The sequence below is a fragment of the Pseudomonas fluorescens genome (genome assembly GCF_902497855.1).
Taxonomy (GTDB): Bacteria; Pseudomonadota; Gammaproteobacteria; order Pseudomonadales; family Pseudomonadaceae; genus Aquipseudomonas; species Aquipseudomonas fluorescens_BI.
Genome location: NZ_CABVHU010000006.1, coordinates 185,694 through 208,198, shown reverse-complemented (window position 1 = coordinate 208,198; position 22,505 = coordinate 185,694). Strand labels below are relative to the sequence as shown.

Here is a 22,505-nt window from a genome sequence, read left to right as displayed (position 1 = left end):
ACTGCCATGCTCAAGTGCTTTACCCCTCTAAAAAACAACCTGCGTGATCGTGCCAGCCAGCGCTTGATCGGCCTGCTGTTGGTGCTCGGCCCAAGCCTGGCTTTTGCCGAGCTTCCCACCATGGAGGCTCCTTCGCGTGGTGAAGGTTCCGGGTTGATCGAGACGATCAAAAACTACGCCTATGACGGCGGCATCCTGCTCGGTTTGTTGATCGCCCTGCTCGCTTTTCTCGGCGTGGCTTGGCATTCCCTAACTGTCTATGCCGACGTGCAGAACCAGCGCAAGACCTGGAAGGACCTCGGCGCGGTGGTCGGCATCGGCGCCCTGTTGGTGGTGATCATCATCTGGTTCCTGACCAAGGCCGCCGCGATTCTGTGAGGTCGACATGAACGACACTATCGAACGCCTTGCCGACGGCACCTTGGTCTTTCTGCCGGAGCGACTCAACCGCGATCCTGCCGTACTGCGCGGTTTGACCAATGATGAGATGTGGGTGGCGCTCGGTGCCGGCGCACTTGTCGGCCTGATACTGGGTGTACCTCTGGCGATCGCAACCGTCTCCATTGCCGTGGCGCCAACCAGCATGATCGCAGGCATGGCGGTGGTGCTATTTGCCGGTGGCACACTACTGCGTCGGGCCAAACGGGCCCGGCCCGAGACCTGGTTGTACCGCAAACTCGAATGGGTACTGGCCAGCCGTTGGCGCCTGGGTCGCGGAAGTCTGATCCTGCACTCCGGCGCCTGGACGGTTCGCCGTTCGCGTCGACTGCGCCCTGCCCTGTCTCGGTGGCAGCCATGAGCCGATTTCGGAACAAGGTCGATGCCCAACAGGCCCATATCTTCAGCCTGCGTCTGGCGGTAATGATCCTTGCCCTGGTCTGTGCCGGGCTCTGGTTTGGCTGGCGCTCGGCGCCGACAGATCTGACCGTGCATGTCCCCCCAGATCTGCGCTCGGGCAGCACGCGCAAGTGGTGGGATATCCCCTCAGAGAATGTCTATGCCTTTGCCCTGTACATCTTTGGCCAACTCAACCGCTGGCCTTCGGATGGCGAGCAGGATTATCGCCGCGCCATCTATGGCTTGCAGTCCTACCTGACACCCGCCTGCAAGGCCTTCCTCGACGGTGATTATGAGTACCGTAAGGCCGCCGGCGAGCTGCGCCAGCGGGTGCGTGGCGTCTACGAAATTCTGGGCCGAGGCTACAGCGAAGATCCGGAACTCAGGGTCAAGCAACTCGACCGCAACAGCTGGCTGGTCAAGCTCGATCTCAATGCCGATGAATATTACGCCGCCGAACCGGTGAAACGGGTGGTGGTGCGGTATCCATTGCGCGTGGTGCGTTTTGATCTGGACCCCGAACGCAATAAGTGGGGGCTGGCACTGGATTGTTATCAGGGCACTCCGCAAAAAATCTCCCTGCCTGGAGTTGCACCATGAAGCGGATTTCTACCCTGGGACTCACCGTCGCACTGATGCTATGGGGAGCTGCAGCGCAGGCCGTCGAGCTGATGCGCTGGGAACGCCTCCCCCTCGCGGTCCCGCTGGTGATCAATCAGGAACGAGTGGTCTTTATCAATGAGGATGTTCGAGTCGGCGTGCCCTCAACCCTGACAGGCAAACTGCGTGTGCAATCAACTGGCGGCACGCTGTACCTGCGCGCGTCAGAAGCCATTGCACCGACCCGACTGCAACTGCAATCGGTCACGACGGGCGAGATTATCCTCCTGGATATCGCGGCCACTCCCGGCGATCAACCGCTGGAGCCCGTACGTATTCTCAAGAATGCTCAGGGGCAAGCTACCGAGGCTGAATCTAGCGCCGTCCCTGTTCCAGAACGCACACCGATCCCGGTCGCTTTGACGCGCTACGCCGCGCAAAGCCTGTACGCGCCGCTGCGCACCGTGGAGTCCCTGCCCGGTGTACGCCGCGTCCCGCTCAAGCTGCGCACCGAACTGCCAACCCTGCTGCCGACCGAAAACGTGTCCAGCACACCCATCGCCGTCTGGCGACTCGGTGATTACTGGGTGACGGCGGTGAAATTGCGCAATCGTGGTTCAGAGATGGTGCAACTCGATCCACGTCGACTTCAGGCCAAGCTGTTCGCCGCGGCCTTCCAGCATGCTTTCCTCGGGCCTGTCGGCAGCGCTGAAGACACCACGATCGCCTACCTTGTCACCCGCGGTGCCGGCCTCGAGCAAGCCGTGCTGCTCCCGCCCGTTGCGCGAGGTGCTGACGATGAAAGCTAACGCCTTGCTCAAATGGCTGGTACCGGCTGCGCTGCTGGGCGTGGTGCTGATCATCCTGAAAACCTGGGTCCCGGGTGGCAGCACACCTTCTCCAGAGCACCCAGTTGATCAGGGCAATATTCAATTATCCGCCGAGCAAGCCAAGTCGCTCGGCATTGCGGGCGATACCCCACGCGACACGCTCGCCACCCTGGTCGGCCAGGTGAAGGCCATGCGCAGCGACATGCTCGGTTTGAAGAAACACAATGACTCACTGCAGACGGAAAACAACCGCCTACGCGAGCGGGAAAACAGTGTCGATTCGCGTATCCAGACCGCACTTGGCAGTGTGACCCAGCAGGTCGACGAAGGCCGCCGCCAAGCCAACGAGGCCCGACTCAAAGCGGAACAAGACAGTCGTCAGGCTCGCGGCCTGCTGACGCAATTGCAGGAACAGTTGTCGGGGCTGGCTGGCAAAAGCAAGGACATGCCGATCGGATTGGGGCTTGAGCCCGGCGACGGCGCTCAGTTCGAAGGGCGACACTCTACCAATGATGCGCTGCAGTGGATTGAACCCTCGGATGCTCCGTCCACCGACGCCAGAGACAAAACCACGACTTCCTCCGCACTGAGCCTGCCTACCGCTTTCAACTCTCTGGAAGGCTTGAAAGACAACGCGATTGATCGCAGCCAGAAACAGCTACGTGCAGTTACCAAGGGTGAGCGCGACCTGACGCGATCCGTTGATCGTACCGAAGGCGCGAAGCCGGTCTACACCATTCCTGAAAACGCCACGCTGATGGGCTCGGTCGCCATGACCGCGCTGATCGGCCGAGTCCCGGTGGACGGCACCGTGAATGACCCCTATCCCTTCAAGGTGCTGGTCGGCCCGGAGAACCTGACCGCCAACGGCATCGACCTGCCGGACGTCGCGGGGGCCGTGATGAGCGGCACGGCGTCCGGTGACTGGACCCTGTCCTGCGTACGCGGACAGGTCGAGTCAATTACCTTTGTGTTTACCGATAGCACCATCCGCACGGTGCCTCAGCCGAAGGCGATAGCCAGCCGCACTGCCTCCACCACCCAGAGCTCGAACACCGACAAGATCCGTGGCGGGCTCGGTTACCTGTCCGATCCGTATGGCATTCCTTGCATCGCTGGCGAGCGCCGCTCGAACGCCCAGCAATACCTCGGCAGCCAGAGCCTGATCACTGCCGCCGGTGCCGGTGTCGCAACGCTGCTCGGGGATGAGCGGAACAACAGCAGTGTGATCAGTTCGGGCGGCAGTACGCTCGGAGTCACCAGCAGCAGTGGCAATAGCGCACTGAATTCAATTCTCAGTGGTGGGGTCAGCGACATCCGCGAGTGGGTGAACAAACTGTATGGCGAAGCCTTTGCTGCCGTGTACGTACCACCTGCAGCACAGGTCGCACTGCACCTCGACCATGAGATCACCATCGACTACGAGCCCAAGGGCCGGAGCGTTCGCCATGAAAAAGACCATGCTTCTCTGCCTGACCTGGATTAGCTTGCTCTGCTGGGTCCTGACGGGGTGTTCCACCGACAAAGACACGCTGCTGCCCCATGGCGAGCAAACCATGCTGGACATCTGGAACGGCGCCGGTTCGCAAGGCACTCAGCAGCAACTGCTGGAGGCTCGACAGCAGTTACGCCGCCCGCTGGCTCAGGCAGATGTCTCCGCGGCTCTCCAGGAACCGTACACGCGCACAGCGGCGAACGAGATCCGCAACCTGTTCCCGCGCCTGCCCAGTCCCGATCTGGTGCTGTACGTGTATCCGCATTTGAGTGGTACCGAGCAGGCACCGGTTCCGGGTTACTCGACCGTCTTTCCGTTCTACCAACGGGTGCAGTACGCATTACCCGGTGAACGTCAGGAAGACTTGTAGTGCGTACCAGCGATGCGGGCAACCGCACTTCTGCATGGAAAACCTGGCGCAACCCATTGCGCCCTCGCGCTACCTTGGCCGATGAAGCCACACTCTATGCGCACAACCCCAGCTTCACCGATCACCTGCCTTGGGTCGAATACCTCGACACCGAGCAGTGTTTCCTGCTCGATGACAATCGCTCAGTGGGTGCGGTGTTCGAGTTACTGCCCATTGGCACCGAAGGGCGCGAACCCGATTGGCTGATGGCAGCCCGCGATGCCCTCGAGGATGCTCTGCAGGATAGCTTTGACGAGCTGGATCAAGCGCCGTGGGTGGCGCAGTTTTTCTGCCAGGACGACAACGACTTCACCCCCTACCTGACCCGGCTCACCGATTATATCCAGGACAGCGCGCGAGCCACGGTCTTCACCGAGGCGTATTTAGAGCTCAGCCTCCGTCATCTGAAGGCCATCGCCAAGCCCGGTGGTCTGTTTGAGGATAAGGTGGTGACGCGCCTGCCCTGGCGCGGCAATAACCGTCGGGTGCGACTGGTGGTCTATCGCTGGCTTGAGTCTGACGCTGAGGAGACAGGACTCAACCCGGTGCAATCCCTGCATCAGGCTTGCGAACGTATTGCTGCTTCGTTGCAGGCATGCGGGGTGCAAACAACGCGAGTCGATGGCCGAAATCTGTATGCCTGGTTAGTGCCCTGGTTCAATCCGGCACCCAGGCTCACCGATGAAGCGCCCGAGGAGTTCTACCGCCGCGTGACCTATCCGGAGTCGGGCGACGGCGAGTCGCTGGAACTGCCCTTCGATCATGACTTCGCCGAGCAGCTGTTCTTCAACGAACCGCGCTCGGATGTCCAGCACGGGCTCTGGTTTTTCGATGATCAACCCCATCGGGTCATGGTGGTGGACAAGCTGCGCCGAGCGCCCTTGATTGGTCAACTCACCGGAGAAATCCGCAAAGGTGACGCGGTGAATGCACTGTTCGACCAGTTACCCGAAGGTACAGTCATGAGTCTAACCTTGGTGGTCAAACCGCAGGATGTACTTGAGGAGCAGTTGAACCGCCTGGCGCGCAAAGCCATCGGTGAAAACCTGGCCTCGACCCAGACCCGCCAAGATGTTGAAGAGGCTCGTGCAATCATCGGTCGCCAGCACAAGCTGTACCGCGGCACCCTGGCGTTCTACCTGCGCGGTAACGATGAACAGCAATTGCACCAGCGCTCGGTCAGCCTGGCTAACGCACTACTGGGTGCGGGCCTACAACCGGTACGCGAAGGCGATGAAGTCGCCGCCTGCAACAGTTACCTGCGTTGGTTACCGATGGCTTACAACCCGGCCCGCGACACGCGCAACTGGTACACCCGCCTGATGTTTGCCCAGCACCTGGCGAATCTGATTCCGGTGTGGGGCCGCAGCACCGGCACCGGCCACCCAGGTATCACCCTGTTCAATCGTGGTGGTTCGCCGTTGAGTTTTGATCCGTTATCACGCCTGGACCGAGCCATGAATGGTCATCTGCTGTTGTTCGGCCCCACCGGCGCCGGCAAGTCGGCCACTCTGGTCACCCTACTGATGCAGGTCATGGCCGTGTACCGCCCTCGCCTGTTTATCGTCGAGGCCGGCAACTCATTCGGCTTGCAGGGCGACTACTTCGCGACACAGGGCCTGTCGGTCAACAAGGTCCAATTGAAACCTGGCGCCTCGGTCAGCCTCGCACCGTTCGCCGACGCTTGGCGCCTGGTCGAGCAGCCGGATCAGGTAGCGAGTCTGTCTATCGATGAGCTGGACGATGAGGTGGTAACCAGTCGCGAAGACCAGCGCGATGTTCTCGGCGAACTGGAAATCACCGCCCGCCTGATGATCACCGGCGGCGAGGCCAAGGAAGAGGCGCGTCTGAGTCGAGCCGATCGCAGCTTGATCCGCGAGTGCATTCTCGATGCGGCACAAACGTGTGTCGCGGCGTGTCGCCAGGTACTGACCCGCAACGTGCGCGACGCCTTGCTGCGCGTCGCCGCTGACACACACTTGCCGGAGAAGCGTCGCGAGCGTGCCCAGGAAATGGGCGAGTCCATCGACCTGTTTTGCCAAGGTTTCGAGGGTGAACTGTTCGATCGCGAGGGCACGCCTTGGCCCGAGAGCGATGTGACCATTGTCGATCTCGCCACTTACGCTCGCGAAGGCTACGAGGCGCAGATGTCCATCAGCTACATCAGCCTGATGAACACCGTGAACAACCTAGCCGAACGCGACCAGTACCTGGGGAGGCCAATCATCATGGTCACCGACGAAGGCCATATCATCACCAAAAACCCGCTGCTGGCGCCATTCGTGGTCAAGGGCACGAAGATGTGGCGCAAGCTCGGCGCTTGGTTCTGGCTGGCGACGCAAAACCTTGCCGACTTTCCCACTGCAGCGCAGACCATGCTCAACATGATCGAATGGTGGATTTGTTTGAACATGCCGCCCGCGGAAATCGATGAGATCGCACGGTTCAAGAAACTCACGCCGGCACAGAAAGCCTTGCTGCTCTCCGCCAGTAAGGAGCCGGGTAAATACACTGAGGGGGTCGTGCTTTCGAAGAAGCTCGAAACGCTGTTTCGGGCCGTGCCGCCGAGTCTTTATCTCGCCCTGGCCATGACGGAGCCCGAGGAAAAAGCCGAGCGCTGGACCCTGATGCAAGAGAACCGCTGCTCAGAACTGGAAGCGGCGTATAGGGTAGCTGAACGAATCGATATAGCGCGAGGAATAGAACCCGCATAGGGGAATCTATTCCTCGCGCTCTAAAGCGAGTGACCGGTTATTGCGGTACGCCCCGGAGCCGCTGCTGAATCCTCAACAGGAATCCGGCTTCGAAGGCATCCTGGCAGTCACCGACAGGAAAGGTCTTGCGGGTTTGCGCCAGCTCCCACCACAGGGGAATCTCGCCGGGCGTATCAAGCCAAGCCTGAGCACATTGCACGCCACGCTCGATCATCGAGGCAAACTCGTTGCCCCAAGGTGTCAGAAGACTTGGGCAACCATCCGCCGCAGGAATTGAAATGTAGTTTTCGTCCATACACACCCTAGATTTCTGATTTATTGTTAGACGTTGGGCCCAGCTTCGAAAAGCTTAACGAAGCCAAATGAACGCTCGATAACAGGCATGAGCATCAAATGGCCTAGATCAATGCCAATGTAGACTATATCCCGTGGATTGAGAGTCCCTCAAGGCGCAATTTGCGCGCATGACTCAAGACTACGAACAGCTTCGTCTTCAGCTGGCGGAAAACATCCGCTTGATGCGACGCGTGAAAAACCTGACCCAAGAGCAGCTCGCGCTCATGGCCGAGGTGGATCGCACGTACGTCAGTCAAATCGAACGAAGCACGGGCAATCCGTCGCTGCTGGTCCTGTGCAAGCTCGCCAATATTCTCGAAATCACCACAGATCAGCTACTTGCAGAACCCGATACTCTGCGCAGCGCCCTTCACGTCAAATAATAGTCCCACGGCTCACAAATCCGATAGATCCGCCTTCATAATTTCCACTGACAGTCTTCAGTCCGTAATCGAACCTGCCCAGGCCATACTCCGAGAGCCTGGATCATGCCTGTTGCCTGCTCGTCACTTCCGCCCACAAAGCTACGGCCCCTGGCGCTGAGCATCCTGCTGGCGTGCGGCCCAAGCGTGGCGCTGGACTCCGCCAGCATCACGTCCTCCGTGCTTTCGCAAAACTGCCTCGACTACAGGGTCGTCGGCATTTGTTTCTGGCTGTTCTGCACCCCCTTCGGCTGCACAGTCAAAACCTCGACCAAGGTTCGTCATTTCATTCCTGAACTGGTGGTCTCGAGCTACGCCAACACCGGCAACAACCCCTGGACCGAGATGGCTGCCCTCTCCGCTCCCATCAGCGGCGCGGAGGGTGGCGGCAACCTGATCACCCGGAACACCCGCCGCGACAACCTGCCCCGCTTCAAGAACGTCGACGGTATCGGCCACCCCGGTGGCAGGATCGCCACGCAACTGGCTTCGCAATCCGGCTATGCCTGCGCCAGCGGCGCAACTGCATTCATGCCTTACTACCTGAGTACCCTGGACTCACTGGCCTGGCGCCATGGCATCCCGGAAAGTTTCTACCCCGAGTCGCTCATGCCGGGGCTCCGTGAAATCGGTAGTCAGGCCTCGGGAAACATGTGGGGCAACGTTTATCCCCGGCAGGGCTTTCTGGTACAGCCCGACGATTTCAAGGCGGCCGCGGTCATGACGCAACGAGCCGGCGATGTCATCACCCGTAACGGACAGCCGCATCTGTATTTATCGCTCATGCCCGCCAAACGTGACGGCTACTGGCCGCCCGGCCCGATCGTTGAAAACGACGCTTCGACCCACAAATGGCAATTGCTCTACCCTCAGGTTCAGCCCACGTGCGCCATCTTCCCAAGCGATCCGGTACAGAGCGCGGATGGGGGCTACGCCTGGGCGTTTTGGCGGCCCTATAGCTGTTGCAAACGTGAGGGGCAGACCTTCCTGTTCAGCATCGACTTCGAAGGAGGTGCTTCATGAGCCGGTTTCTCGCGCGCCTCTGGTTGGGCGTGATGAGTCTGTTGCTCTACGGGCTACTCGCTATGGCCACTCATGCCCACGCCGCCGAGGGCGATTACCGCCTGGGCACTCAAGGCGAAGTGCTCGATGACCGAGTGATGTACACCATCGGTGGTGGCTCGGCAGTGGGCTCACCGAGCTCGCTCTACCGACCCAGTGGTCTCGGTGTGGGCGGGTCCTGGCGAGCGAACATGATGTGCGGAAACATGAGCCTCACTAATACCCTGCAAAACCAGCTGAACGGTGCCACCGAAGGTTTCCAGCAGATCATGGGCAGCATCGTGCAGAACGCGACCCAGGCGGTGATGTCGCTGCCAGCATTGATCATTCAGCGCGCCAACCCCGGACTCTATGAGTTGCTGAGTAACGGGGTGATGCAGGGGCGTATCGACTTCGATCGTTCCAAATTGACCTGCCAGGCCATGGCCGAGAAGATGGCGGACAAGGTCGGTCAAGCCGGTTGGGGCGCGCTGGCCAAGAACCAGGAAATGCAGGGCAATCTGGAGCAAACCGGCGGTGATGCTGTGGCCGCGGTGAAAAACACCGAGGCCCGTAACGGCAGCAATGGGGTGTCCTGGGTCGGCGGCCAGAAGGCTGGAGGTAGTGGGCAGTCCCCCATCCGGGTGACTTCCGACGTAGTGCGAGCAGGCTACAACCTGCTGCATAACCGGTCGGTGGATGAGAGCGCCTCGATCAGTAGCAGCGACTGCCTGGGTGGGGCTATTTGCCAGACTTGGACCTCGCCCCAAGAGGAATCCGAATGGGCCGTCCGCGTACTGGGCGAGAGCGAAGTCGCGACCTGCGACAGCTGCGAAACTCTGCGTGCGACCGCTGGCAGCGGACTGACGCCGCTGATCCAGGAGGCCTATAACGAGCGCCTCAAGGCCTTGCAAGGGCTGTTGTCTGGCTCTCTGCCGCCTACTCCTGACAACCTGGCCAAAGCCTCCAGCCCGATGCTGCCGGTGACCCGTGGTGTGGTCGAAGCCCTGCGTGACGACCCCGATCAGGACCTGTTGGCGCGGCGCCTGGCCAGTGAGACGGCCTTGTCCAGTGTGCTCGACAAAGCGTTGCTGCTACTGCGCACCCTGCTGGCGGGCAGTCACGAACCGAACATCGCCTCAGCCGAGCCGGCACAGAGCGCCTTGACGAAAAACATCGACACCCTGGAGCGCGAAATACGCCTGCTGCAGACCGAACTGCAGGTCCGGCAGATGCTGGCCACCAACACCGCCAGCCTGGTGCTCGACCGGCATGCCGGTGGTGCCGACGCATCGCGTACCGTCGAGCAAGGCGACCCCGAGCCCGGTCGACTCAATGATGCTGACGCCAGGCGCAAGTGAGCCATGAAACGCTCACCGCTATTCACTTTGCTTTCAAGTCTGGGGATTGCCGCAGTGATGATCCTGACCGCTGCACTGGCCGCATGGATCGGCCGCACTGCGCTGGGTAGTTTCGAGGCCTGGCAGCAAGCATTCGAATCCGTACGACCCTATCTGCGGGGGTGGCGTGCCCTGCTCTACGGCGCCCTCTTTGCGCTCTGGTGGGATCTGCTTCAGCGCTACCGACATCGACCCCAGGATCGACTGCGCGTGAAACGCATCGGGACAATAGGGCTCGTGCTCTTTACCTGCGTCGAACTCACTCGACTGTGAGGTCACCACCATGCTCCTGAGCACCAACAGCTACCTGGAATTTTACCTCTCCCTGCTGGCCTGGATCATTAACAACGGACTTTGGAGCGTCCTGTCCGACACCGGGCTATTTGCCGCGCCCTTCGGCGCGATCATCCTCCAGGAATGGCTGTCAGCCCGTCAGCAAGGCGCGGATGAGGGAAACAAGGGATTGCTCTCGGTGCCGCGGATCGAGAACCGGTTGTGGCTGGCCTACATCGTCGTATTGTTCGGCTGCGCGCCGGCCTTTCCGTTGAGCCTCTCGTCAATGACGTTCGATGATGCGGCGAGTCAGCGCTGCGGCGTAAGTGTGGCCAAGCCAGCGGAAACCGCCTGGGGGACGACCTTCAATACCATCGGCGAACGCTCCGCCAACGTACCGATCTGGTGGTTTCTAGTGCATGCCTTGAGCAAAGGGGTAACCGCCGCAGCCACCGCCTCCATTCCCTGCGCACCGGATATTCGGCAGATGCGCATGGAGATCGACAGCTCGCGTATCAACAGCCAGGTACTGCTGCAGGAAGTCGCCGACTTCACCCGCGACTGTTATGGCTATTCCCGTTCTCGGTTGTTTACCAATCGCCCGCAACTGGACAAGGCACAAAGTTACGACGCGTCCTGGATAGGCTCAAGCTATCTTCTCGACACACGGGGCTACTACGATACGGATCGCTCACGCACACCGCGAGTCAGCTGGCCGTATGACGAAAGCCGCGATGTCTCCTTGCCTCGACTAGAAAATGGTGCGGGCTACCCCACCTGCAAGCAGTGGTGGAGTGATAGCGGTGTTGGGTTGCGCGAGCGCTTGATCCAGCAGGTCGATCCATCGCTGCTGACTCAGCTGAAAGGTTGGTTGACTGGTCGTTCGAGCAACGAGATCGAGGATGCCACCTTGCGCGAACTGGTCAGCCCGCGCCAGCAATCGATGTCCATGTCGCCCGGACAGGTGTACCAGGACTATGGCTCTAGCGCTCGTGGCGGCTCGATCAATCAGGGGCTCAATAACCTGGCCACCAACACCGGGCTGGCCCTCGGCTCCTTCAGCAACTTCCCGGCGATGAATGCGCTACGCGCCGCTCTGCCAATGGTGCAGGCCTTCCTGATCATGGGCGTCATCATCAGCTTGCCGTTGATCCTGTTGGTCAGTACTTACCAGCTGAAAACCGTCATGACGGTGACGTTCGCGCTGTTCACGCTGCACATGTTGAGCTTCTGGTGGGAGTTAGCACGCTGGGTCGACTCCAGCATGCTCGACACCTTGTACAACCAAGTTTCGACTTCCAATCAAGTGTTGTTATCGCTTCCCACATCCGGCTTCATGGAGGGGACAGTTACGGCGCAGGTAATTGAGTATGTGATGGGGGCGATGTTCATCGTGCTGCCGATGGTTTTTCTAGCCGCCATGAGTTGGGCCGGATATAGCGTAGGTTCAGGCGTAGAGGGAATGCTCAGCAGGGGAACCCACGCAGCACAGACAGCGAGCTCTAACGGAACCTCTCAGTTGATGAGCGGTGCAAGAATTGTTTCGGGTAAATCGAGCTCAAAATAACCAAGAGGCTACTTCAGAGAACCCCATTTATCGTACCGCTCAGGCCAAGACGTTCTATGCATTGGATTATCGATATCGTCAATACCTGGAGTGTCTGAATCTTGAATTGGGATAGCTGCTAATACGACGATTGTGCACATCAGCACAAACAACCAGAAGCTAACAAAAATAAATGCTCCGAGCAGAGCCAACTTGGCAGCCAGAAAACTCCCGCGAACAAGAATTTTACCTGCGGGCATACCTACCGTCTCCGCACGCTCAACCACGCGGGATTCAAACGTTTTCAACCTGCGGTAACCACGCTTCACCGACATACCACAGACGTACGCCCAGCGGTGGGCACGTGAACGCTGAACAGGTTGCTGAATCGGCATGGTCTCGCCCTCTTCTGAGCGTTTTCATGGTTGAGAAAAGAGCAATAGCGTACTACTGAAATCGGCCCGTGCCTGACCGTTTATCAGTTTGCCCCAGCCGAAAAATCTTCACTGGAAGACAGAAGACAAGCTCCGTGAAACAGCGTCTCTACAGTCATTGACCCATACAAATCGTCCAGTTAAATACAAGGTACGGATCGCTGTTATCGACAGCACTTTCCCAGGTAGTCAGAACCTTCAAGGCTACGTCACTTCGATGATGGCTCTCCCCAAGTGCGATTAGCGATCGGTAGCTCGCACGGTGACCGTTTCTACGGTGATGAACGCCTACTGCTCTCCTGAGCGCCTTTCGAGCTCTGCTCGTCAGGAAAACCTTCTTGATTTTCTTCAACCCACTGCGGGGAAACTTTTCCCGCACGGGACAGGTTTCTTCGCGTTTTCAACGGAGACATACCATGCCCGACTCACTTACACCGGAAACACTGAACACCCTTCGGTTGCCCATCGTGTTCACACCTGGCGCGTGGCAACGCGCAGTACAGCTCGAGCGTTCCGATCACGCAGGGAAGCTGCAGATCGATCGGTTGAGCCACGTATTGCGCGCAGCCTTCGAAGCCCACCTGGCCTATCCACAAAAGCCCTATGTGCTGTTCGAGGTAGTCCACATTGAACCAACCGATCACTTCGACCACGACCCATTGCTGCAATTGAGTCTCAGCCTACTCCAAGAACCGGGTCAGCCTGGCGCCTTACTGATAGCGCTTACAGGAGAACACCAGCGCTAAGCGCAATTGGCGGCGCCCACCTCCACATTCGGACGGCATGCAGGCTCGCATCAATCCAGCCCATCACCCACCGGGGAACCCTCCCCCGGCGGGCAAGGCGTTCCTCCATTTTTCTCTCGAGGAAATTGCCATGCGCGATATCTACCAAGACGTAACTGACAAGATCGTTAACGCGTTAGACCAAGGCGTTGCTCCCTGGATCAAACCCTGGTCCCCAAGTGGCTCCGCTTACATCGGCCATCAACCCTACCCCATCAATGCCATCACGCGACGTCCGTATTCGGGCATCAATTTACCGCTGCTCTGGGCCGAGGCCAGGTTGCAGGGGTTCACTCAAGATCGTTGGCTGACCTTCAACCAAGCTAAAAAGGCCGGTGGGCACATCCGTAAGGGTGAGCACAGCACTCTGGCTGTGCTCTACAAGCCGATGGAGCGCGAGGAACAGACCGAGTCAGGCCAACCCGTACTCGATGAAAACGGTCAGCCCAAGGTCGCTCACTTCGGCATTCTCAGGACGCATTTTCTGTTCAACATCGAGCAAACGGAGGGGCTCAAGATGTTCAATCAAACTCTGCTCGAAACGGAACCGACCGATCCCTTCCAGGCCAATAGCGTTGCGGAAAATCTACTGTTAAGTTCAGGTGCACACATCGTTCATCGGCCTGCCGACGAAGCCTTTTACCACCCGATCAGGGATCTCATCCAACTGCCGACAAAAGCACAATTTCACGATGAAGGCGGGTACTACGCCACCGCACTGCACGAGCTGACGCACTGGACCGGGCATCACGCTCGGTTGCAGCGCGAGGGGGTGACGTCAGCCTGTCCGTTCGGCTCACCAGGCTACGCGTTTGAGGAGTTGATCGCCGAGATGGGCGCTGCGTTTTTATGTGCTTACGCCGGCATACAGGGAGAGCTGAGGCACGAGGGCTATATCGATTCCTGGCTCGGCCTGCTCAAGGCTGACAAACGCGCGATCTTTCGCGCCAGTGGTCACGCCCGAAGCGCCTCGGAGTATGTACTCAACCTGGAGCAGCAACTGAAGCAGATGGTAATGGATGACTCACGATGCATGAACGATGGAGTTTGATCGTTACCTCACCGCTGCAATCGCATCACAGGGCCCAACGCGAGTTGGGCCCTTTTTTCTGCGCCCAGAAAAATCCCCATGCCGCAGGGCTCTGATGCAAAGAATCAGAGATGGGCACACACCCGCAGACTGTCATTCCGCATCCAGGTTCTGCGCCAGAAAATCCACCAGTTCAAGCGGACTCCGGCTGTCGATCACCTTGTAGATCAGATCGCGTTTACTGCGCGGCAACTTCTTGACCACGCTCTTCGCCGAGGCCCTGACGGCTTCGTCGGTCCCATGGATACGTGCCGCGAGCAGCAGCACGAGCGTGGCGTCAGTGAGGTTCATGGCAAGACCCAAAAAAATAGGCACCGCAGTGTACCGACTCTTGTCTTTTCCATACCAGCCCCCCCAACAAACTGACGTGTAGCAGTATCGATAATCCGATTGCCGCACAAAGGGACACGAGCCAAAAGGACGGGTAACGGTTGGAAAGGAATGGGGAGTCAAGGGTAAGAGCCCTATCCGAAAAGGCTAAAAGGCTACTGACCTAGCCACTTCCCGGAGGTCACGATGCTCAATCTGTTTCGCCACAAAAGGCAGAAGCCCACTCCGCCACCGACCGTGAGCGTCGCCGAAGGTTACCTGCCCGTCGAGTCGGCCCTCAGTTTGTTAGCTGCGGAGCACCGCCGTCAGTTGCTCGATCGGATTTGGCAGTACACCGCCCTCTCCCAAGCGCAATTCACCCAGCTCTATTTAAACCCGATCCATCGCTACGCCGAACAGGTCCAGCAACTTCCAGCCAGCGAGACACACCACCATGCTTATCTCGGCGGCATGCTCGACCATGGCCTAGAGCTGGTCGCTTGCAGTTTGAAACTGCGTCAGTCGTATCTGCTGCCCACCGGCGCCGCGCCTGAAGACCAATCTGCCCAGACTGACGCCTGGTCGGCAGGTATTGCTTATGGCGCCCTGTTGCATGACATCGGCAAGATCGCCGTGGACCTGCTGATCGAACGCCAGGATGGTCGTGTTTGGCATCCTTGGCAGGGTTTCCTGGATCAGCCCTACCGTTTTCGTTACATCAAGGGGCGTGACTACCACCTGCACGGCGCCGCCGCAGGCTTGCTCTACACCCAAATTCTCGACCGCCCAATCCTCGATTGGCTCAGTGGATTTCCGCAACTGTGGGCCAGTCTGCTGTATGTCCTGGCGGGCCAGTACGAACGTGCCGGCGTGCTCGGTGAGTTGGTGATGCAGGCCGACCGTGTTTCCACCGCACAGAACATCGGTGGTAACCCGAGCAAGGCGCTGCAAGCGCCGATTCATTCGCTGCAACATCACTTGATCAGCGGACTACGTCATCTGGTTCAGCACGAGCTGAAACTCAACCAGCCGGGTGCCGCGGGATGGCTGACCCAGGACGCACTCTGGCTGGTCAGCAAGACGGTCACGGACAAGCTGCGAGCCTATCTACTGTCGCAAGCGATTGAGGGCATTCCCTCATCCAACATCGCGGTGTTCGACGAACTGCAATCGCATGGGCTGGTCGAGTCTACCCCCGAAGGCAAAGCCATCTGGACCGCGCTCGTGGCACAGGGAAACTGGCAGCAGACCTTTACATTTTTGCGCCTTCAACCGGCGTTGATTTGGGGGAGCGAAGACCGCCCCGAAACTTTTAGCGGAACGGTGAGCGTGGCAATCGATGACCACCCGACTGACGCTCCGGCATCACCAGCAGCGCCCGAGACCGTTAGTGCAGGATCGCGTCAAAGCCCATCGCAGCCCGATCCACTGACGATGGAAAATGCCGACTACCTCGGCACGTTGTTGGATATGTTCGAGCTGGAAGAGTCTGAGGTCAGCAATGCATCGTCAGCAGGCACCCTCGAAATCTCAAATCCTTCATCGGACAACCCTGGTCAGACATTCCTGAATTGGGTCAAGGAAGGGATCCTCAGCCATAAGCTGATCATCAATGACAGCAAGGCCAAAATCCACACGGTGGATGGCAGCGTATTTCTGGTCACGCCTAGTCTCTTCCAACGTTACGCGCAGGAGTTTCCAGGCGTTTCGCAGGGTGCCGAACAAGAGAGTAAGGAATGGCGTTGGGTGCAGAAGCAGTTCGAAAGACTGAAGGTACATAGGAAGCGTGACGACGGTCTGAATATCTGGGTGTGCCAAGTGCACGGCCCCAGGAAAACAGCCACTTTGAAAGGATATCTGATTGAGGAACCGAAGCTATTTTTTGAATGGATACCACCCGACAATCCCTTTCTTACAATTGAAAAAGCTTAACCCCCAAGCATCTCATTTCGGGTCGAAGCGCGAGACTGCCTCATCGACGCCTTCGTTATCCAAGACGCTGGGGGATAAATCCGGACGTACTCTTGGTCAGGTACCACGTCAGGATGCAGATCACCGGCACGGCAAGAGCAATCGTCAGAAGAGATATGATGATTTTGACAGACGACGTAAATGTTTTGCAGGAGGAAACCCCATCTCGGGTTTCAAGTCCGCCCACCGACTTGTATGCTCTGTAGCGATCAAAATCGCTCCCGCAACAACCGTGGCGTTGTCACTGTTCATACTTTTCGTCGGTAAGCCATCTCCATGACCATCGCCATCACTGCACCCGAGAAGTTCAACTTTCAGGATTTGGCCTGCCTGGAAATGATGTTGCGCTTCGAAAACAAAACTCAGGCGAACTTTTACGTCGAACCTCTGGGTGGGGAGGACGGGGAGATCCGATTTGACGGCACAGCAACAGGCCGCCGGGTAGAAATCCAAATCAAAGGGTCGGAGCTACCGGTCAAGCTTTCGGACATTGCCAAATATCTGGCTCATTGCCCACCACGGAAAAGTAACGGCACCTTGCTTGAGCGTTTGTTGGACGACCCAGAGCTTACCGTGCTGTTCATAGTCTCCGGTCGTTGTGATGACCAGGCGGCGCTTTATTCCGTGGCACCTGATTGGTTGGGCGCCAGTCACGGAAAGCCGATCAAGGTAACGGATGCCCAGGCATTCATTGATGTATGGTCCAGCTGTTCTTCGCCCCATGAGGACGATAAGGACTTGGCAATCAAGCGCAAGAATCACTGCCTGACGCTGGCCGGGAAGCTTTCAACATCGGAAATACGCGATGCGTTTCAACGGATGATCATCCTTGAACGAGTGAGCAATAACTCTTTACTAGCGAGCTGCTCCGAGTATTTGAGGCGGTCTTGGCGTATCCCTGATGATCGAGTTGAACACGTTATTCTTGAGCTTCGCGAGATCGTTAGTGCATCGAAAAGTCTTACCCACCTGATCGACTCATTCCCAAAAGTACGCGATTTTCTAAATACCATTGCTCCCATGAGCATCCGCCCCACGGACTATGTTGCTCGTGGCCAGGAGCAGGCATGGTTCACGCACTTGTCTCGCCAAAGCGTACTGCTTCTTTCGGGCTTGCCCCGAGTCGGTAAAACCTCTTCTGCACGCTGGGTCGCTGCTGAGTTCGAGCAACTCGGGTATGAAGTACGGCGGTACTCTGATATCGACGAGGCGGAACGATTTCTATCGCAGCCAGGTACTGCGAATCGGTTGGTGGTACTGGACGACCCTCTCGGCGGAACGCATTCAGTGGTCGAGCCGGTAAGGGCCCTTCGTCGACTCGAGCAACTGGTAGTCGAGTTAACCCGAGGAACTCGGCGGAAACTGATCGTCGCCCAAGTGGAAAACCATCTGCTAACCGCGAGTCGCAAAGCGAACCTGAGTCTTCTGAAAACGTCAGGTCACCAATGGTGGGACCTGGGTCAGTCCGGCAGCCTTTTCAAGGGACAGCTGTGGAGTCAGTTTGCGTCTACGGAGCAAGTCCCTGAACCCATCCGTTCATACGTGCAAAATGCTGTTGACCAAGGAACCTTGGATTTAGAGCCCGGTTGCTTACTCCACTTGGCCAGCCACCATTACGAGTATGAGGGAGGCTGCGATCTTGACAACCTATACCGCTTTGCGAGGGTCGACGCGGCTAGCCTCGGACACGCTCTCACTGAGCAAGGGTTTGGCAGCATTCTATTGGGGATGTCTGTCGCGTCCAGTGTCAGCGAGCCAATTTCATCACAGATGCTGTCCGTTTTGGTGGACAAACAAAATGAGGAATCAGAAACCGCGATATTAGCCGCAGGCTCAGTGTTCGATGAGCTTTTCGGTGTTCCGTTGGAGCAACTTGCAATGCCATCCATTCCTCCAGACAGGGACAAAGAGGAGAAACTCGCCGCGCTGGCCAGTAAAAGGATCATTGAGGTAGTCGCACAAAAAAATATCGCATTCAGTCACACGTTTTATCGCTCGGCTGCAGAGGCTAGCCTCGACGACGTCAATTTTTTCAACGTCGACCGGATCACCAAAGTGATCGCCCAAGGCCTGTTCTGTTGGATACCAAGCACATCGCGCGCGACTGCTCGTAATCTCGATTGGGTTTTCCAGAGTCTCGCTCAACTGCCCGAGGCTCGCCTGCAAATAGTCGGCTACGCCGAGCGTGGATTGAAATCGGTCTTTCCTTCGACTCGTGACCTTTGTTTCAACTTTTTACTTCGCCATCTGAGCGTACTTCCGACTGACGTAGGCGATCGGCTACCTAATTGGGTTTCAGCAGTCAGTTACTTGAGTCTCGATGACATGGAGTGGCGTAACGGTGAGGCTCGCCTGTCAGACGAGGCTGGACAGGGATTTCGTAACCTTGGGAGCTGGGGAGCGAAAACGCCATTGGGCGAGGGGGAACTAGACCTATGGGAAGCCAAGGACAGCCCATTACCAACGCCTGAGCAGGCAGCTCGAGTGCTCAATTATTACGAAGACAACCTTGAAACCATGACCTTAGGCAGCATCGGACGGTTGCTTAGTTTCAATGAGGCCGTAATTCGTGCGAAAGCAGTCGAACTCTGGTTGCAGTTTACGCGAACGGACGACGACGACGTCATACTGCGAATTTTCCGCGAGGACCATCCGCTGGTAGCGCTTGCAGCTCTTAAAGGAACGGTAAAGGGCTGGAACCAATGGACAGAACCGCGGCGAACGTTAATTCTGGAAGGCTTAGCAAGACAAGTTGGCGTCCCCAGCGCAGCAACAGTAGTTATCGCGAAGTTGCTACTATTCGGTCGTGTGGAGCACACGGGGAAGCAGACTCCCTGGCGGATCTTTGCCAGGCTGCTGCCGATTGCATTGAGCTCGCTCCCACACAATGCACCAATCGTTGACGCTCGACTCCACGATGTTTGCGTTCAATCGACAAAATATCTCCAACCTGCCGAAATGGTCGCGATCTGCGATGCCTGGACCGGTTGGCTAAAGCGCATGCTTCACGATCAGCGCATGCCTGCAGACTTTGCACTAGGAGTTGTCGAGATTTTGATGCAGGCCACAATTACGCATCCAGAGTTGAGGAAGTCGCGCATTGCACACCTGCTCGCCTTCAAGGACACGGGAGCAGTATTGGCGTTCACTGCAGACTTGATACGTCACGTTGAGCAGCTGACAGATGATGAGTATCAGAAGCTTCTGAAGATTTGTCTCGAACCACGCCCGGACAGCCGATGGATATCTGCGGCGTTGCTGATGCTCAGTCAAACCCCGTCTTCTGTACTGCATCGGATTCTTCCTCTGGGGTTGACACTCGATTCCTCACCAAAACAACTTGTAGAACAGCTGCCACTGACACTACTTGAGGCAGTGATGGACATATTTTACGGCGTCAAAGGTCCTTTGGGTCAGCTCGGTATCGGTAGAGTCAATTCGCACATTTGGTTACCTGTTTTCGAACTGATTGCGAGCCTACCAGAGCATGCCTTATTCAATGATGTGTGGGAACATTTGGCCAGCGAAGGTTGGCATGAGACAGACCAAGCCGTGACACGTCTGATCCGGGCAAATGCCACCTCCGATAGCGAGCGAATTCTCGACATTCTGATTCGGGTCACTTCGCGCTCTGGGAACCCTCTGCCACAGAGCTGGAAGCTGCTATTAGGCCGGGCGTCCGATCCGGAGACGCGTGAACGTTGGCTGAAAAAAGTACTGGTGTTGGGGCCGTTGATCCTGCGGGATCTTAGCGAGTTGGACGATTGGCTAGTAGAGGAACAGGATCAACGAGGATTCTGGGAGGTGTACAGGGAAGATCGGGACTTGTTGAAATTCACTGCAGCATTAAAAGAAGGTGTGCCCGGCATCGACCTTCATGATCCGCATCTCGCCACCATCCTTGAGATTTGTATCGGTAAATGGAACGGACATTTCGCTGATACTTACTCAATTCTGCAGAGGCGGCTCACCACCTTAGGTATCACCAGCCCGGAGTTATTGGCACTTTTAGAACAAAGACGCCATCAAGCAATTCACAATGCCACCCAGTTGCACACGCAAACTTACGCGCCTTGGCCCCCAATTGATTGGATTGGACCATGACGCCTACCATTTTAGGCGCGGCACTAGTCTGTAGTGATCTCGGGAACGGCAGCGTCGCTCAAGAGCTGATACAGCTCCGCCACACGACGCCGCTGGCCGCGCTCTCGACAGAAAGCAAAGATCGCGCGCTGCTTGGCACGTGTGAGTGCCACGAAAAAGGTTGCAAGGCCTTCGGCGTTACCTGGTGTGTGTGCCCACCAAGCCTGATCATCAAGGCCGACGAAGACAATGGTGTCGTATTCGAGTCCCTTACTCTTGTGGACGGTCATCAGTGGAATTTGCTCGAGGCCCTCAAAGGTATCCAGACAGATCGTCCAGTTCGCAGCCCCCCTCGCGGAAGCGGCGAGATGCAACTGGAAGGCTTCGACCATAATTGCGAGCAAATCGCCTGATGAATATTCAAGGTAGGTTCGTGCTACTGCTGAGAGATCCAGGAATGCCAGGACTCGGTTTACGAAGGTTGTGACACTCACCTCCGACGGGGGAGTATTTCTCATCTCCCCTCGCATCGTCGCCAAGAAGGCTGTGAGCTCGGCGTCAGTGCGTGCTTCGGTGATGTCGTCACCGTCCGCTACCGCTCGCACTGCCGAGAGGGCAGCAGAGCATATTTGCCATGCGTCCGGAGCACGCTGCGTTGAACCGAGTCGAAATAGGGCGATCGCAACCCTAGCGAACTCATCTGAGAGTAGATCCTGCAGAGTTGTGCGTCCGAGTGAGTGGCTTTCATTTCGCAGTCGTAGTCCCGCTTGGGCAAACGTCGCAGCAAGATCGGCCTCGACATCGTCGGACTTTTGCTTGACCAAGATTGCGTAATCTCGAGGTGCACGGCCGCGCGTTACCATATCGGTCGCGAGCCACCGCGCAAGGTATTCGGCTTCGCGCAAAATCGTCGGACTATTCCAAACCTGGGCGACATCGCCGTCGACCTGCCGCACAGCCTGGGCCACAGTGAAAGCGCTATGGGGATCTAGCGCTCTTGCGACGACATGCTGGATTCGGACGAGATCTGGCGAGGATCGGAAATTGAAAAGTAGCTGAATGCGAGTAGCAGCAAAATCTATCGCAAACCGCTCAAAGGCATCGGTTCGTGCACCAGCCCAAGTCATTATGCGTTGTTTGTCATCTCCGACCGCCGTCACAGCAATTTCGCCGCCGCTAAATGCCGAGAGAAGGAAGTCGTATTGCGCGAAGGTTGTGTCCTGAAATTCATCCACAAAGACGAACGGATAGGTCAACTGGAGTGCGCGCCGTATGTGCGGGCAGGAACGCAAGAGCAATTCAGCTAATCGATTGATGATTACAAATGTGAGGGCGGACCGGGGCTGCGTTGCGAGCTGTCCTGCCAACCAGCGCTGGATGATGAACTCCGCACCTGATTGCGGCGCTTGTTGCGTGATAGGGAGACGGTAGGCACCGACATGACGAGCTTCAAAACTTTCAGCGTGAAAGCCCGCGATCTCAGTCCGCCATTGTGGGGGAGCAGTGTTGCTGGAAAGGTTCAAGAACCCCTCTTTCTGCCGACGAGAGGGGAATACGAGGTCGTATGGACGGGTCGGACACCAGTGAGCGGGAATAGCTGACAAGAACCGATCAACCAAGCCTTTGGCGAAGGCGTCGAAGGTTAGCGAAGTAAAGCGGTTAGCCAGTTCAGCCGGACACCGCTTGCGAACCCGTGTGGCGAGATTTTCTGCCGCATCGCTCTTGAAGGAGATTGCCAGGACGCGATAAGGCGCTGGGCATAACCCCGTTTCGAGTAGATAAACGGCGCGCTGTGCGAGAAACTCGGTCTTTCCTGCGCCCGGACCGGCTATAACGCAGGTCGAGCCGGCTTGGCTCAATGCGCGCCACGCGTCAGGCTCAAGGTCATCTATACCTCTTGGTCGCCAATCTTGTGATCGCATGATTGGCA

At 57.6% G+C, this 22,505-nt stretch carries 20 protein-coding genes; 16 read left to right on the top strand and 4 right to left on the bottom strand.

Annotated features, from left to right (window positions below):
• Positions 1–6: 6 nt before the first annotated feature.
• Genes F8N96_RS14590 through F8N96_RS14560 form a run of 7 tightly spaced genes read left to right on the top strand, consistent with a single transcriptional unit; the run spans position 7 to position 6,885 of the window.
• A complete protein-coding gene (locus F8N96_RS14590; RefSeq protein ID WP_020300904.1) occupies positions 7–378 on the top strand; it encodes a TIGR03745 family integrating conjugative element membrane protein in 372 nt (123 codons plus the stop codon).
• Between the two features lie 7 nt (positions 379–385).
• Positions 386–799, top strand: a complete 414-nt coding sequence (locus F8N96_RS14585) for a TIGR03750 family conjugal transfer protein (RefSeq protein WP_150798376.1) — start codon at positions 386–388, stop codon at positions 797–799.
• The gene (locus F8N96_RS14580; protein ID WP_150798375.1) at positions 796–1,437 is read left to right on the top strand and encodes a PFL_4703 family integrating conjugative element protein; all 642 of its coding nucleotides are present in this window, start codon (positions 796–798) and stop codon (positions 1,435–1,437) included. The genes F8N96_RS14585 and F8N96_RS14580 overlap by 4 nt, the downstream gene beginning before the upstream one ends.
• Entirely contained in the window at positions 1,434–2,246 is an 813-nt protein-coding gene (locus tag F8N96_RS14575) for a TIGR03749 family integrating conjugative element protein (protein ID WP_150798374.1), read from the top strand. Before F8N96_RS14580 ends, F8N96_RS14575 begins: the two co-directional genes overlap by 4 nt.
• On the top strand, positions 2,236–3,753 hold the full coding sequence (locus tag F8N96_RS14570; RefSeq protein ID WP_150798373.1) for a TIGR03752 family integrating conjugative element protein: 1,518 nt from the start codon (positions 2,236–2,238) through the stop codon (positions 3,751–3,753). Before F8N96_RS14575 ends, F8N96_RS14570 begins: the two co-directional genes overlap by 11 nt.
• Positions 3,716–4,132: a TIGR03751 family conjugal transfer lipoprotein gene (locus tag F8N96_RS14565; protein ID WP_150798372.1), complete on the top strand. Its 417-nt coding sequence runs from the start codon at positions 3,716–3,718 to the stop codon at positions 4,130–4,132. The genes F8N96_RS14570 and F8N96_RS14565 overlap by 38 nt, the downstream gene beginning before the upstream one ends.
• Positions 4,132–6,885: a conjugative transfer ATPase gene (locus F8N96_RS14560; protein WP_150798371.1), complete on the top strand. Its 2,754-nt coding sequence runs from the start codon at positions 4,132–4,134 to the stop codon at positions 6,883–6,885. Before F8N96_RS14565 ends, F8N96_RS14560 begins: the two co-directional genes overlap by 1 nt.
• 37 nt (positions 6,886–6,922) lie before the next feature.
• On the opposite strand, the gene F8N96_RS14555 is transcribed toward F8N96_RS14560, so the two are convergent.
• Entirely contained in the window at positions 6,923–7,180 is a 258-nt protein-coding gene (locus F8N96_RS14555) for a LasR-specific antiactivator QslA (RefSeq protein ID WP_069551349.1), read from the bottom strand.
• 169 nt (positions 7,181–7,349) lie between these two features.
• Between F8N96_RS14555 and F8N96_RS14550 the strand changes: the two genes are divergently transcribed.
• The 5 genes from F8N96_RS14550 to F8N96_RS14530 all read left to right on the top strand — a co-directional run bounded on the left by F8N96_RS14550 (position 7,350) and on the right by F8N96_RS14530 (position 11,924).
• A complete protein-coding gene (locus tag F8N96_RS14550) occupies positions 7,350–7,604 on the top strand; it encodes a helix-turn-helix domain-containing protein (RefSeq protein ID WP_150798370.1) in 255 nt (84 codons plus the stop codon).
• 105 nt (positions 7,605–7,709) lie between these two features.
• Complete coding sequence (locus tag F8N96_RS14545) at positions 7,710–8,666, top strand: TIGR03756 family integrating conjugative element protein (RefSeq protein ID WP_150798369.1); 957 nt, start codon at positions 7,710–7,712, stop codon at positions 8,664–8,666.
• Positions 8,663–10,045, top strand: coding sequence for an integrating conjugative element protein (locus F8N96_RS14540; RefSeq protein WP_150798368.1), 1,383 nt, complete (start codon positions 8,663–8,665; stop codon positions 10,043–10,045). The genes F8N96_RS14545 and F8N96_RS14540 overlap by 4 nt, the downstream gene beginning before the upstream one ends.
• Positions 10,046–10,048: 3 nt before the next feature.
• Positions 10,049–10,357, top strand: a complete 309-nt coding sequence (locus F8N96_RS14535; RefSeq protein WP_150798367.1) for a hypothetical protein — start codon at positions 10,049–10,051, stop codon at positions 10,355–10,357.
• A gap of 10 nt (positions 10,358–10,367) precedes the next feature.
• Positions 10,368–11,924, top strand: coding sequence for a conjugal transfer protein TraG N-terminal domain-containing protein (locus F8N96_RS14530; RefSeq protein ID WP_150798366.1), 1,557 nt, complete (start codon positions 10,368–10,370; stop codon positions 11,922–11,924).
• An 8-nt stretch (positions 11,925–11,932) separates the two neighbouring features.
• Here the strand turns inward: F8N96_RS14530 and F8N96_RS14525 are convergent, their stop codons facing one another.
• Positions 11,933–12,298, bottom strand: coding sequence for a DUF3742 family protein (locus F8N96_RS14525; RefSeq protein ID WP_012723182.1), 366 nt, complete (start codon positions 12,296–12,298; stop codon positions 11,933–11,935).
• A gap of 455 nt (positions 12,299–12,753) precedes the next feature.
• Between F8N96_RS14525 and F8N96_RS14520 the strand changes: the two genes are divergently transcribed.
• Entirely contained in the window at positions 12,754–13,083 is a 330-nt protein-coding gene (locus F8N96_RS14520; protein ID WP_150580271.1) for a hypothetical protein, read from the top strand.
• 130 nt (positions 13,084–13,213) lie between these two features.
• On the top strand, positions 13,214–14,173 hold the full coding sequence (locus F8N96_RS14515) for an ArdC family protein (RefSeq protein WP_150798365.1): 960 nt from the start codon (positions 13,214–13,216) through the stop codon (positions 14,171–14,173).
• Between the two features lie 132 nt (positions 14,174–14,305).
• On the opposite strand, the gene F8N96_RS14510 is transcribed toward F8N96_RS14515, so the two are convergent.
• Positions 14,306–14,503: a hypothetical protein gene (locus tag F8N96_RS14510; RefSeq protein ID WP_007901093.1), complete on the bottom strand. Its 198-nt coding sequence runs from the start codon at positions 14,501–14,503 to the stop codon at positions 14,306–14,308.
• 225 nt (positions 14,504–14,728) lie between these two features.
• On the opposite strand from F8N96_RS14510, the gene mobH reads away from it, so the two are divergent.
• Together mobH and F8N96_RS14500 are read left to right on the top strand one after the other, a co-directional pair.
• Positions 14,729–16,453 (top strand): MobH family relaxase, encoded by a 1,725-nt coding sequence (gene mobH, locus F8N96_RS14505; protein ID WP_150798364.1) that lies wholly within the window; start codon positions 14,729–14,731, stop codon positions 16,451–16,453.
• 315 nt (positions 16,454–16,768) lie between these two features.
• A complete protein-coding gene (locus F8N96_RS14500; protein ID WP_150798363.1) occupies positions 16,769–20,596 on the top strand; it encodes a hypothetical protein in 3,828 nt (1,275 codons plus the stop codon).
• A gap of 23 nt (positions 20,597–20,619) precedes the next feature.
• Here F8N96_RS14500 and F8N96_RS14495 read toward each other — a convergent pair whose 3' ends face one another.
• A complete protein-coding gene (locus tag F8N96_RS14495) occupies positions 20,620–22,497 on the bottom strand; it encodes a UvrD-helicase domain-containing protein (RefSeq protein WP_224794100.1) in 1,878 nt (625 codons plus the stop codon).
• Positions 22,498–22,505 lie beyond the last annotated feature (8 nt).